The sequence below is a fragment of the Paraburkholderia kururiensis JCM 10599 = LMG 19447 genome, from assembly GCF_003986935.1.
Classification (GTDB): Bacteria; Pseudomonadota; Gammaproteobacteria; order Burkholderiales; family Burkholderiaceae; genus Paraburkholderia; species Paraburkholderia kururiensis.
In genome coordinates, this window is record NZ_RJZE01000017.1 from 111,292 (window position 1) to 126,048 (window position 14,757).

Consider the following 14,757-nt stretch of genomic DNA (forward strand, 5'->3'; position numbering starts at 1 on the left):
CAGATTAAATGCCCAGCTCGGTGCGCACGGCCTGCCAGTTTTCGCGCGTCATCAGCTTGCCCGTGGTCTGCGTGTCGGCGGGCGGCTGCTTGCCGTTGCGGATCCAGTCCACGAGGTTCTGCGTGCTTTGCTTGCCGTGGTTCGTCGAGCTCACCGCGATCGTGCCGTAGAAACCCGTGGGTTCCTTCTTCTGGAACTCGGCGAACGCTTCGCCTGCGCCGTTGATGCCCACGCCGATCACGTCGGCAGACGGAATGTGCAGTTGTTCCGTTGCGCGCACGGCACCCAGCACCGTTTCTTCGTTCAGCGCGAACACCACCCACTTCTTGATGTTCGGGTGCTGTGCGAGCACGGGCGACGCTGCGTTGAAGCCGCCTTCGTCGTCGGTGGTCTTCTGCGGTGCGTCGAAGATGTTTTCCTTCTTGAAGCCGTTGGCGAGCAGCGTCTGCGTGGCGCCGTCGGTGCGCAGCTTGGCCGTGGGCAGTTCGTAGTCGGTCACGCGCAGCGCGCCCACTTCTTCGGGCTTCCAGCCGCGCTTCTTCATTTCGTCCGAGATCGCCTGGCCCACCTGGTTGCCGATCTTGAACGCCGACATGCCGAGGTGCGGCACGGTGGCAAGCGGCTTGCCCGACGAGTCGACCAACTGGTCGTCCACCGTCACGAACTTCATGTTGTAGCGCTTCGCGCGCGCGGCGATAGCCGGTCCGAGACGCACGTCCGGCGCGCAGATCACGAAGCCTTGCGCGCCTTGTGCACCGAGGTTGTCGATAGCCGACAGCACCTTTTCACCGTCCGGCGTGCCGATGTTCACCACCGAAAAACCTTCCTGCTTGCCGAGCGCCGTGGCGGCCTTCTGCTCGTTGATGAACCATGCCTGCTCGGGCATCTTCACGAGAAAGCCGATCTTGAGCGGCGTGTCGGCCTGGGCCGTGGCGAGCATGCCGAGCGGCGCCACGCACATGGCGGCGAGCGCGGCGCGCAGGGTCAGACGGCGAAGGGTGCGGGTCATGCGAGTCTCCTGGTGAGTGGTTGTTGTTCAACCGTTTGTTTCAAGCTGGTTTCAAGCTGGTTTCAAGCTGATTTCAAGCTGGTTTGAACCGGATCAAGCAGGTTCAGGCGTGGGTGCTGCTTCTGTTTTGTTCTGCCTAGCCGGCTGCGGCAGGTGCGGTCCCGAACGAGACCGCTCAGCCGCCGAACGCCTCCACCTCCACGTGCCGGCCAAGCAGGAACGCGTCGGCCACCAGTTGAAGCGGACGCACGTCCACGTCGTGCGCGCCGTTCGCGATGAGCGTGTGAAAGTGTTCATAGAGCGACGGATATTCGCGCTCAGGTCCAAGCTCGACCGGCTCGCCCGCAATCGACAGCCGCTTGCCGCCTTCGCTGATGGAGAGCAGGCCGTCGGTGGTTTCCACGTCGATTTCCCATTGCTCGACCGGGCCATGGCGCCAGTCGAACTCCGCGCGCACGGGCACGCCGAGCGTATCGATGCAGTCGAGTTCCGCGGCGATGGGCGTGGCGGCGTCCGAGGGCATCCACAGCGTGGCCGCGCGCAGCAGCACCGCACGCGGCAGGATGCGCGTGACGATGGAAAGCGCGTTGATGCCCGGATCGAAGACGCCGAGGCCGCCCGGCTCCCAGATCCATTGCTGGCCCGGATGCCAGCGGCGCACGTCTTCCTTCCAGCGCACGTGCACGCCGCGGATCGTGCGTTGCGCGAGCCAGCCGCGCGCCGGTTCCACGGCGCTGGCATGGCGCGAATGCCACGTCGCGAAGAGCGTGCGGTTGTGGGCACTCGCGAGTTCGCGCAGCGCTTCGACTTCGCTCACGCCCGCGCCGGGCGGCTTTTCGAGCATCACGTGCTTGCCGGCTTCCAGCGCGGCGCGCGCCTGCGCATAGCGCACCTGGGGCGGCGCGCAGAGCGACACGGCGTCCAGCTCGCTTTCGGCGGCGAGCAGTTCTTCGATGGTCTTGTAGTTGCGCACGCCGTCCACCTCGGCATGGCGGCTCGCGCAGGCGACGAGGTCGAAGCCGCTGTGAGCCGCGATGGCGGGCAGATGCTGGTCGCGGGCAATCTTGCCGACGCCCGCGATGGCGATGCTGTAGGTCGAATTCGTCGTCATGGTGGCTTTGCTTTGCGCGGTTCTCGTGTGCTTACTTTGCCCAGCGCAGCACGAGCGGATCGAGCCGGCGCGCAATGGCGACGAGTTCGGCGCGCGTTTCGGGATGCATGGCCGGCAGCGGATGGCGCGGCAGTTCGCAGTCGATCACGCCGCCTTCCTTCATGAGCGCCTTGCACGCGAGCAGCCCCGCCTGACGGTTCTCGTGATTGATAAGCGGCAGCCAGCGCTGATAGAGCGTGAAGGCGTCGTCGAGGCGGCCTTCGCGGTGCGCTTCGATGATCGGACGGATGCCGTCGGGAAAACCGCCGCCCGTCATGGAGCCCGTCGCGCCCGCGTTGAGGTCGGCCAGCAGCGTAATGGCCTCTTCGCCGTCCCACGGACCTTCCACGGCTTCGCCGCCCAGCCGGATCAGCTCGCGCAGCTTGTTCGCGGCGCCCGGCGTTTCGATCTTGAAGTACGCCACCTGCTCGATCTCGCGCGCCATGCGGGCGAGGAACGGCGCGGAGAGCACCGTGCCGCTCGCGGGTGCGTCCTGGATCATGATCGGAATGTCGATGGCATCCGACACGCGCGCGTAGAAGTCGTAGATCTGCGGCTCGGGCACGCGGAAGGTGGCGCCGTGATACGGCGGCATCAGCATGACCATCGCCGCGCCCTGGTCCTGCGCGCGGCGGCTGCGCTCGGCGGCGACGCGGGTGCCGTAGTGCGTCGTCGTCACGATGACGGGCACGCGGCCTGCCACGTGTTCCAGGATCGTGCGCGTGAGCGTCTCGCGCTCGTCGTCGGTCAGCGCGAACTGCTCGGAGAAGTTCGCGAGAATGCACAGGCCGTCCGAACCGGCGTCGATCATGAAGTCGACGGCGCGCTTCTGGCTCGCCAGGTCGAGTTCGCCGGTCTCGGTGAAGGTGGTGGGCACCACCGGGAAAATGCCGCTGTAAGGACGCTTCGCGTTCGTGTTCATGACTCTCAAGTCCTGCTCAATGCGAGTGACGCGGCACGGCGCAGCCGCGCTGGCCCACGAGGAAGTCGAGGTCGCAGCCTTCGTCGGCCTGCAGCACGTGATCGACGTAGAGCCGCGCGTAGCCGCCGCGGTCGCTCTGCTCGGCCACGCCCGGTGCTGCGAGCGGATCGACGTCGGACAGGCGCCGCGCGAGTTCTTCGTCGCTGATGTCCAGATGGAGCCGGCCGGCGTCGCAGTCCAGCTCGATCCAGTCGCCCGTGCGCACCGCCGCGAGCGGACCGCCCGCCGCGGCTTCCGGCGCCACGTGCAATACCACGGTGCCGTAAGCGGTGCCGCTCATGCGGGCATCCGAAATTCGCACCATGTCCTTCACGCCCTGCCGCAAGAGCTTCGGCGGCAGGCCCATGTTGCCCACTTCGGCCATGCCAGGATAGCCGCGCGGACCGCAATTCTTCATGACGAGCACGGAATCCGCATCCACTTCGAGCGACTCGTCGTTGATGGTCGCCTTGTAGTGGTCGAAGTTCTCGAACACCACGGCACGGCCGCGATGCTTGAGCAGCTCGGGCGTGGCCGCCGAGGGCTTGAGCACCGCGCCGCGCGGCGCCAGGTTGCCGCGCAGGATGCAGATGCCGCCGTCCGCGATGAGCGGCTTGTCGAGCGGGCGGATCACTTCGTCGTTGTAGTTGGGCGCCGTGCGCACGTTGTCCCACAGCGTCTTGCCGTTCGCGGTGAGCGCGTCGGGATGCGGAATCAGGCCCGCTTCGCCCAGGCGCCGCAGCACGGCGGGCAAGCCGCCCGCGTAATAGAACTCTTCCATCAGGAAGCGGCCCGAGGGCAGCAGGTCGACGATGGTGGGCGTGTTGCGGCCAATGCGCATCCAGTCTTCCAGTTCGAGCGGCACGCCGATGCGGCCGGCAATCGCTTTCAGGTGGATCACGGCGTTCGTCGAGCCGCCGATGGCCGCGTTCGTGCGAATCGCGTTTTCGAACGCTTCGCGCGTGAGCAGCTTCGAGAGCGTGAGCCCTTCCAGCGCCATCTCGACGATGCGGATGCCCGACATGTGAGCGAGCACGTAGCGGCGCGCGTCCACGGCGGGAATGGCGGCGTTGTGCGGCAGCGTCACGCCGAGCGCTTCGGCCATGCACGCCATCGTGGAGGCCGTGCCCATCGTGTTGCAGGTGCCGGCCGAGCGCGACATGCCGGCTTCGGCCGAAAGGAAATGATGCAGGTCGATCTCGCCCGCCTTCAGCGACTCGTGCAGTTGCCAGACGGCCGTGCCGGAGCCGATGTCCTTGCCTTCCAGCTTGCCGTTGAGCATCGGGCCGCCCGAGACGACGATGGCCGGCACGTCGCAGCTGGCCGCGCCCATCAAGAGCGCCGGCGTGGTCTTGTCGCAGCCGGCGAGCAGCACGACGGCGTCGATGGGGTTGCCGCGAATGGCCTCTTCCACGTCCATGCTCGCCAGGTTGCGCGTGAGCATGGCGGTGGGCCGCAGGTTCGACTCGCCGTTCGAGAACACGGGGAATTCCACCGGGAAACCGCCGGCTTCGTAGATGCCGCGCTTCACGTGCTCCGCGAGCTTGCGGAAATGGGCATTGCACGGCGTGAGTTCCGACCACGTATTGCAGATGCCGATAATGGGCCGGCCGTCGAATTCGTGGTCTGGAATGCCCTGGTTCTTCATCCAGCTTCGGTACATGAAGCCGTTCTTGTCCGTGGTGCCGAACCACTGTTGGGAGCGCAGTTTGGGTTTCGAAGCCGACATCGTCTCTGTTTGTTCTCAAGGCGAAATATGCGGCACAGTTTAAGGACAAGTCTGATAACCTTCCAATGAAAATCCAGACGTTTCCGATATCTATTTCGACATTAGTGTAAATACCTACGCCATGCTGGAAACGAGCCCTTCCTACGTCCGAACTCGCCTCAGAACACGCCAGTTGCTGCTGGTCGTGGCGTTGGCGGAAACCGGCAACATCCATCGCGCGGCGGCCACGCTGAACATGACGCAGCCGGCCGCTTCGAAGGTGCTGCGCGAACTGGAGGAACTGCTGGGCGCGGTGCTGTTCGAGCGCATGCCGCGCGGCATGCGGCCCACGCTCTACGGCGACGCGTTGATCCGCCATGCCCGCGCCGTGCTGGAGAGCCTCGACCAGGCTCAGGAGGAACTGACGGCGCTGAAGGCCGGGCGGCTCGGCCACGTGGCCGTGGGCGCCATCACCTCGCCCAGCGTGCGCGTGTTGCCCGCGGCCGTGGCAGCGGTCAAGCGCACGCACGCGAACATGCGTGTTTCCGTGGAAATCGAAGCGAGCAACGTGCTGCTGGAGCGGCTCGCGCAGGACAAGCTCGACGTGGTGCTCGGGCGTCTTTCCGCCGACCACGACGCGCTGCAACTGCGCTACGAGCCGCTCGCCGGCGAGCCGATCTGCGCCGTGGTGCGGCCCGGCCACCCCATGCTGGCCCGCGCGCCGGCCGCACTGCCCGACGTGGAGCGCTTCGCCTGGGTCGTGCCGCCCGCGGGCAGCGTGCTGCGCCACCGCTTCGACATGATGTTCCAGCGCGCGAGCCTCGCGCCGCCGTCGAACGTGGTGGAGACCTCGGCCCTGCTCTTCATTACGCGGGTGCTGGAACAGAGCGACATGATCGCGGTGATCGCCGAAGACGTGGGCCGCTACTACGCGGGCCACGGCATGGTGGAGATCCTGCCGCTGCAGATGAATTGCCAGATGGACGACTTCGGCATCATCACGCGGGCCGACCGGCTACTCTCGCCGGCGGCGGAGGTGATGGTGGAAGCGTTGCGGGTGGCAAGCCGCGAGGCCTACGCGGAGGTGGCGGTGGCGTGAGCCCCGCTGCGCACTTCGCGCCGCACCGCCTGCGGCGGCACGCCGAAGCCGCGTACGAACGCCTCGCGCAGGTGGCGCCGGTCGCGAAAGCCGGTCTCCTTCGCGATGACGTCGAGCGAATGCCGGCTCTGCTCGATCATGAGCCGGGCCGCTTCCAGCCGCAGCCCTTCCACGGCTTTCGCGGGCGACTGCCCCGTCTCCATCGTGAACACGCGGCTGAATTGGCGCGCGCTCAGATGCGCCGCCGCGGCCAGCTCTTCCACCGTGAGCGGACGCGTCAGGTTCTTGCGCGCGTAATTGAGCGCGTTCTGGATGCGGTCGGACTTCGGCGCGAGATCGAGCATCTCCGAATGCTGGGACTGGCCGCCCGCGCGCCGCTGATGCATGACGAGCTTGTGCGCGACCGTGCGCGCCACGTCCGCGCCCAGATCTTTCTCGACCATGCCGAGAGCGAGGTCGAGCCCCGCCGTCATGCCGGCCGACGTCCAGAGCGGGCCGTCGATGATGAAGATGCGGTCTTCTTCCACGCGGATGCCGGGAAAGCGCTTCTGCATCTCGCGGGCGAAGGCCCAGTGCGTGGTGGCGCGGCGTCCGTCGAGCAGGCCGGCTTGCGCCAGCACGAAACCGCCCGTGCAGATGGCCGCGACGCGGCGCGCGCGGCCTGCGGCCTTGCGGATGAAGGCGAGCGCGGCGGGCTCTGCGGGCACGGCGAGCGGGTCGCTCACGCCCGCCACGATCCACGTGTCCGCCTGCGTGCGCGGCCCCGCGGCCCGCGTGCCGACCGCGAGCCCGACCGACGAACGCACCTCGCCGCCCTCGGCCGAGTAGTGCGCCATGGTGTAGAAGGGGCTGCCCGCGGTGTCGTTGGCGTACTCGAACACCGCCTGGGTGGCGAGCGCCATGATCTGAAACCCGTCCGACAACAGATAGCCGATGCGATGCATGCGAGTGCTCCGTGTGCGCCGTGTGCGGTCGCGCAAATACGTGGCTGAAAACGTGATCATAGACGCTATTCCGGTCATGCGCCGGGGACGGTTCGCACACGGGGCCGTCGGCGCCAGCGCGCCGGTGAAGGCGCTCAACCGTCTATTGCAGCAGATCAAACGATGTCGGCACGAACCTTCGTATCGTTAAAGCCCCGTCGATTCAACAGCGAGACCAGCATGAGCAGCATCCCCAGCTTCAAGGACACAGTCACCGCGGTTTCCGGCCAGATGCGCGCCATGCGCGAGACCCAGCCCGAACTCATGACCGCCTTCAGCCAGCTTGCGGCGGCGGGCACGAAAGACGGCGCCTTGACGAGGAAGACGCGCGAACTCATCGCGCTCGGCATCGCGATTGCCGGCCGGTGCGACGACTGCATCGGCTTTCACGTGCAAACGCTGGTGAAGCTCGGCATCACGCGCGCGGAACTGGACGACGTGCTGGGCACCGCGGTGTACATGGGCGGCGGTCCGTCGATGATGTACGCCGCGCACGCGCTGAAGGCGTTCCAGGAGTTCTCGGCGACCGAGGCTTGAGCGAGCGGCGCGGCGAGTTTCCGGACGAGTGCCCCCGAGTGCCCCGCTGGCGTGCAATGCACGCGCACCCCGCCACGGATGACCCACGTCAAACCGCGGTCGGGGCGCGAGTGAACTAATGTGGGGATATCCCCGACGTCTCATCCAGTCGCTCCATCACACCATCCGCCCCCCCCAGCTCACCATGTCCAGTCCCGAACCGCCCTTGCCCTCCGGCGCCGCACGTGGTGTGTCGCGTCTCGATCGCTGGGTGCCGGGCGTCGCGATGCTGCGCGGCTACCAGCGCGCGTGGTTCGCCAAGGACCTCTTCGCCGGCCTCGCGCTGACCGCCGTGCTGATTCCGGTCGGCATGAGCTATGCGGAGGCCTCGGGCCTGCCCGTCATGGCCGGGCTCTATGCCACGATCGCCGCGCTCGTGGGCTACGCCGTGTTCGGCCCGAGCCGCATCCTCGTGCTCGGCCCCGATTCCGCCCTCGCCGCGCTCATTGCCGCTACCGTGCTGCCGCTCGCGCACGGCGACGCCGGCCACACCGTGGCGCTGGCCGCCATGCTGGCCATCATGGCCGGCGCCGTCTGCGTGCTGTTCGGCCTGCTGCGCTTCGGCTTCGTCTCCGACCTGCTCTCCCAGCCTATCCGCTATGGCTATCTGAACGGCATTGCCGTGACGCTCGCGGCAAGCCAGTTGCCGCGGCTGCTCGGGCTCGACGGCAGCAGCCACACCTTCGCCGGCTCGCTGCTGCACGTGGCGCATGGCGTGGCCGACGGTGAGGCCAACGTGGCCGCGGCGGCTATCGGCGTGTCGTGCATCGTCGCGATCATGGTGTTGCGGCGGGTCGCGCCGTCGCTGCCGGGCATGCTGGTGGTCTGCGCGGTGGCCGCACTTGCCGGCTGGTGGCTGCACGACCAACGCCAGGTGCCGCTCGCCGTGATCGGGGCGCTGCCGTCCGGCGGGGGCCGGCCGCAATGGCCAACGCTGACATTCGCCGAGATCGGCGGACTCGCAGGCGGCGCGATTGCCATCGCGCTCGTTTCGTTTGCCGACATCAGCGTGTTGTCGCGCGCGTTTGCACCGCGCACGGACACCGAGGCCGACCGCAACCAGGAACTGATCGCGCTGGGCGCGGCGAACCTGCTGGCCGGGCTGTTCCAGGGATGCCCGGTGAGCAGCAGTTCGTCGCGCACGCCGGTGGCGCAGGCGGCCGGCGCGCAGACGCAGGTCACGGGGCTCGTGGCCGCCGCCTGCATGGCCGCGCTGCTGCTCGCCGCGCCCGCGCTGCTGGCCCACGTGCCGTACTCGGCGCTGGCGGCCATCGTGATCTGCGCGTCGGTGGGCATTGTCGAAATCCGCAACGTGGCGCGGCTTTTTCGTACCCGGCGCAGCGAGTTCGCGGTGTCGATGCTGTGCTTCGCGGGCGTCGTGCTGCTCGGCGTGATTCAGGGCATTTTTCTGTCGGTGGGACTCGCGCTGCTCTCGTTCGTGTGGCGCGCGTGGCACCCCTACGACGCCGTGCTGGGCCGCGTCACCGGCATGCGCGGCTATCACGACGTGAGCCGTCATCCCGAGGCACAGCAACTGCCCGGGCTCGTGCTGTTCCGCTGGGACGCGCCGCTTTTCTTCGCCAACGCGAACATCTTCGCGGACCATCTGCGCCGCGCCATTGCCGATTCGCCGACCCGGGTGGAATGGGCGATCGTGGCCGCCGAGCCGATTACCGACATCGACGTGACCGCCGCCGACGTGCTCGACGCCCTGCGCGACGAACTGGAAGCCGAGGGCATCCGGCTCGGCTTTGCCGAGATGAAGGATCCGGTCAAGGACTGGCTGCGCGCCTACGGCATGTTTGGACGGTTCGGCAGCCGCACGCCGTTCTTCGCGACCGTGAGCGAGGCGGTGGAACACTGCCTCGCGGCGCGGCGGCGGCATGGTGAGCAGACGAGGACAAAGGCCGGCGCGGGGCAGCAGGCGGCGCGGCGCGCGCGTCCTTAAGTGCGTCCTTAAGGCTCCCTTCAGCAGCGGGCGCGTAAGATGCAGGCGGCCACTCGCGCGTGGGCCGTCCGGTTGTGGTGATCGAAGTGAAGGTGGCTCCGGCGCGGTTGGTCATTTTCCATTCATAAAACAGGTGCGCAATGACCATCTCTTCAATTGGCAACCAGGTCGCCATGTCGATGCAGGCTACCCAGCAGTCGGCACGCTACGCTTCTACGGGGAACGAAGCACAGGAAGTGGGCCCGGATATCGACGGCGATGCCGACGACAGCGGCGCCAAAGCGGTGCAGGCCCAACCGCAGACGCAACCGCCCGTCGTCAACGCGAGCGGCCAGACCATCGGCACGATGATCAACGTTACGGCCTGAGCACGGCGGGCTCGCCGATAAGGCGAGCGAAGTCGATGCCGTCTTGACCGGACAGTACGCCGGCCTCCCAGGAACTGCTCCTGGCGAGGCCGGCTTTGTTTTGGGCGGAAGAAAGTGGCCGCCGCCCCTGGCTTGATGGATTCGCCCGGGGCCGCGTTCGTTACTGCGGCTACGCGCGATACGCGAAGGTCGTCATCATCCCCGCCGCCATGTGGTACAGGTGATGGCAGTGAAACGCCCATTGCCCGGGGTTGTTCGCATCGACGGCAATCGTCACCGAGCGTCCCGGCGGCAGCAGCACCGTGTCGCGCACCGCGCCATTGACGCGATGGCCGTCGATGGCGACCACCTGGAAGTGGTGGCCGTGCAGATGCATCGGGTGCGCCATCATGCTCGCGTTGCGCATCGTCACTTCGACGCGCTCGCCGCGGTCCACCTCGATGCGCGGCTGCGTGGCGAGCGCCCAGCGGTAAGCGGCCATGTCGCCCATGAGCGTCATCCGGAAGGTTTGGGCCGGGCGCCGTGGCGCAAGCGGCGAAGCGGCGCGCAACCGGGATTCCAGCGCGAGGTCGAGCACGGGCCCTGCGGCAGCGCCCGTGGAGGCAATCTTGCGCACCGGAGCGCCGGCGGGTTGCAGAACGATGCCGGTGCGCTCCCTTGCGCCTTCGCGCAGCGCGAGGACCGGGAATGCGCGTGCATCGTCGGGCAACTGCAGACGAACGTCGATGCGCTGCCCCATGCTGACCGGGAACCGACGGCCCGTTACGGGCTGCACGGGTTGACCGTCCACGGCGATCAGCGACCCGGTGAGGCCGCCGAGGTCCACCGTGAACGCCGTAGCCGTCGCGCCGTTGATGATGCGCAAGCGCACCCGTGCGCCCCGCTCCACCTTCACGACTTCGGGGTCCGCGAGCGTGCGGTCGTTGGCGAGATAGGCGTCGTAGTCGATGTCGTTGAGGTCCATGGGCATGCTGCCGGCCATGCTGCTCATGTCGTGCGTGTTGTCGTTCATGCCGCTCATGTCCATGCCGGCCATCGCGTCGTGGGCCGATGAAGGCTTCTGCATCTTCATACCGCTCATGTTCATGTCGCCCGCCGCGTGCGCGCTTCCCATGGCGCCTTGACTGCTCATGGCGCCGTGGCTCCCGTGGGCATCCGGCGCGGCGCCGTGCTGGCCGCCCTTCGTCAGGCCTGCCAGCAGTTCTTCGGGCGACTTGAACGAAAAGTCGTGCAGCATGACGACGACTTCCTGTTCGTCGCGGCGGCCATCGGCCGGATCGGCCACGATCAGCGGCGCCGCGAGGAGTTGCTGCTCCTGCAACGTGTGCGCGTGCATCCAGTAGGTGCCGGGCGCGTTCACCGGGAAGTGGTAGCGCTGCTGAGCGTGCGCCCCGAGCAGCGGCATGGGAGCGTCGGGCACGCCGTCCTGGTTCCAGGGCGGCGTGAGGCCGTGCCAGTGGATCAGCGTGGCGTCGCTGGTTTCATTGCGCAGCGCGACGTCGAACGCGTCGCCCGCAGTCAACCGGATGCCTTGCGCGCCGTTCGGCTGCACGACGCCGTAGACGCTCGCGGCGCGACCGTTCACCTCGATCGTGCGGCGTACGACGGCCAGTTGCTTTGCCGCTGCCGTTCCGGCAGAAGTGGGGGCAGCCGCCGGGGCCTCGGCCGCCCACGCGCGCGGCAGGCGCACGGGGTAAAGCGCGAGCGCGGCGGCGCCGGCCAGTGCGCTGGTCACGAACCGTCGGCGGCTCGTGGTCTTGTCGGGCTCGCTGGCGGAGCCGGGAGTGTGGAGAGACGCAACGTGCGCGTCGTTGAAGCGCTTCATGATGATGCTTTCCTTGACATGAATGGGCCGGGCAGCCCGACGATCGGGCAGCCCACAAGCGACAGGCCGTCAGCAACGGCCGGGACACTCAGGCAAGGAAAAGCCGGGGCGGACGTTCGATACCGTCCGTGAGGAAATGGGCGGCTGCGTCGGAGCGGGGCGGCAAGGCGCGCAGCATCGCGACTTTCGTGAGGCCGGCGCAAAACAGGAATCCGGGCGCCGCTGCCGCGGTACAACAGGCGGCGGCCATCCCGCCGCACTGGCCCGCCACGTGGCAATGGCCGCTCACGCCGCAACCGCCATGAGCCGCGCTGGCGGAATCACCGATTACCGTGGCGGCGAGCGCGTGATGAGGACGCCCGACCGGCGCCTCGGGCGCGGCCATGTGGGCCTCGTCGTGTGCCATTGACGAAGACAAGGCCGGCGCGCTGCACTGCTGCGCCGCGCAGGGCATGGCCGCACGCGCCCACGCTGCCGCTGCAGGGCGAAGCAGCAGGCTTGCCCCGGTCAGCAGCAGAATCAGCAACAGCACGCGCCAGCGGTTCATTGGACGTTTCGAAGAAGTTGAGGCAGCAAGAAGGCGAACACCGGATTATCGCTCAACGGGCATGGATGGTGGCCGGCGGCGCGCTTTTGACACGCTTTGACACGTTACGAGCTGACCTGGCAGCGGGTCGCTGTGCTCGGCCGCGCGCGATGCGTTTCAGGTTCGGATGCCGCCGTGGCTTCGGACGCCTGGCGTGATTTCCCGGGCGCGACTGCGCAGGAAATGAAGGGAATGACCAGAATCCGATTATGTTTTTCTCAAATATGCAGAATAGATAAACATAATCCGTCAACCCGGATTCGAGATTGATTTATGGGCGGCAGGTGCCTAAGATGGCATCGCCGCTGCGTAGCGATTTATGGGATTTACGGAATTCACGGGATTTACGGCATCCCACCGTCATTTTCACGCACAATCCATTTTGACGAGAAAACCAATGACACAACCCACTTCACCCGATAATCCGGCCATCATCGAGCCGCAATTTGTCGTACGCGGAAACCGGTTTGCGATACCCTCTCTGATCATACTCTGGGTCGTCGTACTTCCAGTGGTCATGTACTTTTTCTCGGGTCCGTTTTCCGGTCTGGATTTTAGCGATCTCTGGAAAATTTTTATTTTGCCTACCATCATGCTCGTTTGGCTGATTTTCATGACTCGCGCCAGATTTTATGACGAGTTTTGTCAAGTCGAAAAATCGGTCATTCACTACAAAAATATCATCAGCCTGAAACGCGGCTGGTTTACCCTGGTCATCCGCTATACCCGGCCGGACGATGCCCGTAGCAAAGTGCGTAAAGCCCGGTTATCGCTCTATGAAATGTCGCGGGCCGACCAGCAACGAAGCCTGGAAATCTTGCGTACCCATTTGCCGGCCACGGCTACCGCGGAAATCTAGATAACCGGCGCGCTGATAAATGCACCATCCATCCGCTCAAACCGTGGATGGTGCATGCAATTCCCTTCACTTCACTTCCCTTCACCTCACCGCCCCGCCCGCTTGCGCACGATCACGCCGTACCACCCCATCCCCTCGTACGTTTCATAGCCCGGCGTGAGCGCGTAGGCGACCAATGTGTCCGCGTCCGGTCGGTACGCGCCGGCCTTCGGATCGCTCACTTTGAGCGGCAGCACTTCTTGCAGCACGCCTTTGCCGTCTGAACTGGCGATGACGCGCTTGCGCCCATCGACGAGCAGGCAGCGCGTACGCGTCCACTCTTCGGCTGACAGACGCACGCCCTTGACCACCGTCGAGGCTTGCGGCGCCCAGTTGAAAAAAACCGCGAGCACGCCGAGCGGACGCCCCCTGTTGGCGCCGCCTTCACGGATGGCCGCGGCGTAGGTCGCCACGGCGGCACCGCCGAGCGCCTCCATCGACTCGAGTTCGGCAGCGGCGTACTCGGCGCCCGACGCCGACTTCGCCGCCGCCTTGAACCACGGTTTGTCCGCCACGTTCTCGTGCCCTGCCGCCGCGAACTGGCCGGGCCGGCCGGTGGCGACGACGTTGCCTGCCATGTCGATCACCCACAGATCGAGGTACACGGTGTAGCTGTCGAGAATCACGCCCAGACGTTCCGAGGCGAACGCGCGGTGTTCGGGGCTGTCGTGCGCGAGACAATCGACGATCGCGGAATCGGTGGCCCACCAGCGCACGTCGCAGGAGCGTTCGTAGAGATTGCGGTCGATGATCTCGATCATGTTGAGTGCGAGATCCGTGAGACGCTGCGCTTCCTGCTGCTCGAGCTGCGTGATCATCCGGTCGCCCAGGGCCGTGAGTTCGCGGCCCAGCTCGGTGGTCAACTGTCCGATGCGTTGCGACACCACCTTGACCTGATTCGCGACCACGGCAAAACCGCGCCCGGCGTCGCCGGCACGGGCCGATTCGATCAGCGCGTTGATGGCGAGGAACGTGGTTTCACGATTGATGTCGTTGATATCCGATACGTTGCCCTTCGCAATACGGTGAACTTCTCGCGTCAAATCGACAATCTCATTGGCATCCGCCATGACTTCCCCTCGACCTATGGTTTAAATTCGCCCTTCCTGGGCGACAGATCGCACCAAATCAATGCAACCCGGCGCCATTGTTGTGCGATCGCATTTTTATTCCCTTTTATTGGGCGATCTCTTTTTGCGAAGTAAAGATTCCAGCGCGAAACAACTCATAAACGGCATCGCAAAGGGATTCTTTAGGACTTTTCGAAGGGCGAACGCTGGGGCCCCGATAAGGCCGCAAGGCAGCCACAGTTAGGTTTCGCGGAGTTGGCGGCGACCGTTTTGCCGGCTATCCGGCTCGGCCGTCTCCAGTGGGGTTGAATAACTTCACGGCGGTCAATGGAATTTGATCCTGCCAGCGATTTTTACTGTATCCGGGCGCATTTTTCGATAATCCGCCCTGACGTTTTCTCAAAGTTTTTTATAAACCATCCACGTCACGATACCGGCTATGATCCTGCCGCTATTTATCAGCGAGACGCCCCCATTTTCAGACACTCCAACCTTCACCCGTTCATCGGAGTGAATTACCGAACCTATGCGAACGGCTACATCGTCTCGCCCGTCATCATGGGGAGGGGCAAGCAC

The 14,757-nt window shown here is 65.9% G+C and carries 13 protein-coding genes; 5 read left to right on the top strand and 8 right to left on the bottom strand.

Annotated features, from left to right (window positions below):
• Positions 1–4: 4 nt before the first annotated feature.
• The 4 genes from PKKP23_RS20915 to PKKP23_RS20930 all read right to left on the bottom strand — a co-directional run bounded on the left by PKKP23_RS20915 (position 5) and on the right by PKKP23_RS20930 (position 4,849).
• Complete coding sequence (locus tag PKKP23_RS20915) at positions 5–1,009, bottom strand: arabinose ABC transporter substrate-binding protein (protein ID WP_017775819.1); 1,005 nt, start codon at positions 1,007–1,009, stop codon at positions 5–7.
• Between the two features lie 175 nt (positions 1,010–1,184).
• Positions 1,185–2,120 carry a Gfo/Idh/MocA family protein gene (locus PKKP23_RS20920; RefSeq protein ID WP_126878262.1) on the bottom strand — a complete coding sequence of 312 codons (936 nt, stop codon included), beginning with the start codon at positions 2,118–2,120 and terminating at the stop codon, positions 1,185–1,187.
• A 31-nt stretch (positions 2,121–2,151) separates the two neighbouring features.
• A complete protein-coding gene (locus PKKP23_RS20925; protein ID WP_126878263.1) occupies positions 2,152–3,081 on the bottom strand; it encodes a dihydrodipicolinate synthase family protein in 930 nt (309 codons plus the stop codon).
• 16 nt (positions 3,082–3,097) lie between these two features.
• Positions 3,098–4,849 carry an IlvD/Edd family dehydratase gene (locus tag PKKP23_RS20930; protein ID WP_126878264.1) on the bottom strand — a complete coding sequence of 584 codons (1,752 nt, stop codon included), beginning with the start codon at positions 4,847–4,849 and terminating at the stop codon, positions 3,098–3,100.
• A gap of 121 nt (positions 4,850–4,970) precedes the next feature.
• Here PKKP23_RS20930 and PKKP23_RS20935 point away from each other — a divergent pair, with 121 nt between their 5' ends.
• Positions 4,971–5,927 (top strand): LysR family transcriptional regulator, encoded by a 957-nt coding sequence (locus PKKP23_RS20935; RefSeq protein ID WP_026121666.1) that lies wholly within the window; start codon positions 4,971–4,973, stop codon positions 5,925–5,927.
• Here the strand turns inward: PKKP23_RS20935 and PKKP23_RS20940 are convergent.
• Positions 5,903–6,871: a GlxA family transcriptional regulator gene (locus PKKP23_RS20940; protein WP_126878265.1), complete on the bottom strand. Its 969-nt coding sequence runs from the start codon at positions 6,869–6,871 to the stop codon at positions 5,903–5,905. The genes PKKP23_RS20935 and PKKP23_RS20940 overlap by 25 nt on opposite strands.
• A 219-nt stretch (positions 6,872–7,090) precedes the next feature.
• On the opposite strand from PKKP23_RS20940, the gene PKKP23_RS20945 reads away from it, so the two are divergent.
• The 3 genes from PKKP23_RS20945 to PKKP23_RS20955 all read left to right on the top strand — a co-directional run bounded on the left by PKKP23_RS20945 (position 7,091) and on the right by PKKP23_RS20955 (position 9,802).
• Complete coding sequence (locus PKKP23_RS20945) at positions 7,091–7,447, top strand: carboxymuconolactone decarboxylase family protein (RefSeq protein ID WP_126878266.1); 357 nt, start codon at positions 7,091–7,093, stop codon at positions 7,445–7,447.
• A 184-nt stretch (positions 7,448–7,631) separates the two neighbouring features.
• Positions 7,632–9,434 (top strand): SulP family inorganic anion transporter, encoded by a 1,803-nt coding sequence (locus PKKP23_RS20950; RefSeq protein ID WP_240659080.1) that lies wholly within the window; start codon positions 7,632–7,634, stop codon positions 9,432–9,434.
• A 140-nt stretch (positions 9,435–9,574) separates the two neighbouring features.
• A complete protein-coding gene (locus tag PKKP23_RS20955) occupies positions 9,575–9,802 on the top strand; it encodes a hypothetical protein (RefSeq protein WP_233411611.1) in 228 nt (75 codons plus the stop codon).
• Positions 9,803–9,971: 169 nt separating this feature from the next.
• Here PKKP23_RS20955 and PKKP23_RS20960 read toward each other — a convergent pair whose 3' ends face one another.
• Together PKKP23_RS20960 and PKKP23_RS20965 are read right to left on the bottom strand one after the other, a co-directional pair.
• Positions 9,972–11,627 carry a multicopper oxidase family protein gene (locus tag PKKP23_RS20960; RefSeq protein ID WP_126878267.1) on the bottom strand — a complete coding sequence of 552 codons (1,656 nt, stop codon included), beginning with the start codon at positions 11,625–11,627 and terminating at the stop codon, positions 9,972–9,974.
• An 88-nt stretch (positions 11,628–11,715) separates the two neighbouring features.
• Complete coding sequence (locus PKKP23_RS20965; RefSeq protein ID WP_126878268.1) at positions 11,716–12,174, bottom strand: hypothetical protein; 459 nt, start codon at positions 12,172–12,174, stop codon at positions 11,716–11,718.
• 436 nt (positions 12,175–12,610) lie between these two features.
• Between PKKP23_RS20965 and PKKP23_RS20970 the strand changes: the two genes are divergently transcribed.
• A complete protein-coding gene (locus PKKP23_RS20970) occupies positions 12,611–13,072 on the top strand; it encodes a hypothetical protein (RefSeq protein WP_017775807.1) in 462 nt (153 codons plus the stop codon).
• Positions 13,073–13,158: 86 nt separating this feature from the next.
• Here PKKP23_RS20970 and PKKP23_RS20975 read toward each other — a convergent pair whose 3' ends face one another.
• The gene (locus PKKP23_RS20975; RefSeq protein ID WP_126878269.1) at positions 13,159–14,181 is read right to left on the bottom strand and encodes a methyl-accepting chemotaxis protein; all 1,023 of its coding nucleotides are present in this window, start codon (positions 14,179–14,181) and stop codon (positions 13,159–13,161) included.
• Positions 14,182–14,757 lie beyond the last annotated feature (576 nt).

What these genes read in the sequence shown, in the direction of transcription:
- PKKP23_RS20915 (WP_017775819.1), bottom strand. Translation starts at nt 1,009, where the DNA reads ATGACCCGCACCCTTCGCCGTCTGACCCTGCGCGCCGCGCTCGCCGCC.
- PKKP23_RS20920 (WP_126878262.1), bottom strand. Translation starts at nt 2,120, where the DNA reads ATGACGACGAATTCGACCTACAGCATCGCCATCGCGGGCGTCGGCAAG.
- PKKP23_RS20925 (WP_126878263.1), bottom strand. Translation starts at nt 3,081, where the DNA reads ATGAACACGAACGCGAAGCGTCCTTACAGCGGCATTTTCCCGGTGGTG.
- PKKP23_RS20930 (WP_126878264.1), bottom strand. Translation starts at nt 4,849, where the DNA reads ATGTCGGCTTCGAAACCCAAACTGCGCTCCCAACAGTGGTTCGGCACC.
- PKKP23_RS20935 (WP_026121666.1), top strand. Translation starts at nt 4,971, where the DNA reads ATGCTGGAAACGAGCCCTTCCTACGTCCGAACTCGCCTCAGAACACGC.
- PKKP23_RS20940 (WP_126878265.1), bottom strand. Translation starts at nt 6,871, where the DNA reads ATGCATCGCATCGGCTATCTGTTGTCGGACGGGTTTCAGATCATGGCG.
- PKKP23_RS20945 (WP_126878266.1), top strand. Translation starts at nt 7,091, where the DNA reads ATGAGCAGCATCCCCAGCTTCAAGGACACAGTCACCGCGGTTTCCGGC.
- PKKP23_RS20950 (WP_240659080.1), top strand. Translation starts at nt 7,632, where the DNA reads ATGTCCAGTCCCGAACCGCCCTTGCCCTCCGGCGCCGCACGTGGTGTG.
- PKKP23_RS20955 (WP_233411611.1), top strand. Translation starts at nt 9,575, where the DNA reads ATGACCATCTCTTCAATTGGCAACCAGGTCGCCATGTCGATGCAGGCT.
- PKKP23_RS20960 (WP_126878267.1), bottom strand. Translation starts at nt 11,627, where the DNA reads ATGAAGCGCTTCAACGACGCGCACGTTGCGTCTCTCCACACTCCCGGC.
- PKKP23_RS20965 (WP_126878268.1), bottom strand. Translation starts at nt 12,174, where the DNA reads ATGAACCGCTGGCGCGTGCTGTTGCTGATTCTGCTGCTGACCGGGGCA.
- PKKP23_RS20970 (WP_017775807.1), top strand. Translation starts at nt 12,611, where the DNA reads ATGACACAACCCACTTCACCCGATAATCCGGCCATCATCGAGCCGCAA.
- PKKP23_RS20975 (WP_126878269.1), bottom strand. Translation starts at nt 14,181, where the DNA reads ATGGCGGATGCCAATGAGATTGTCGATTTGACGCGAGAAGTTCACCGT.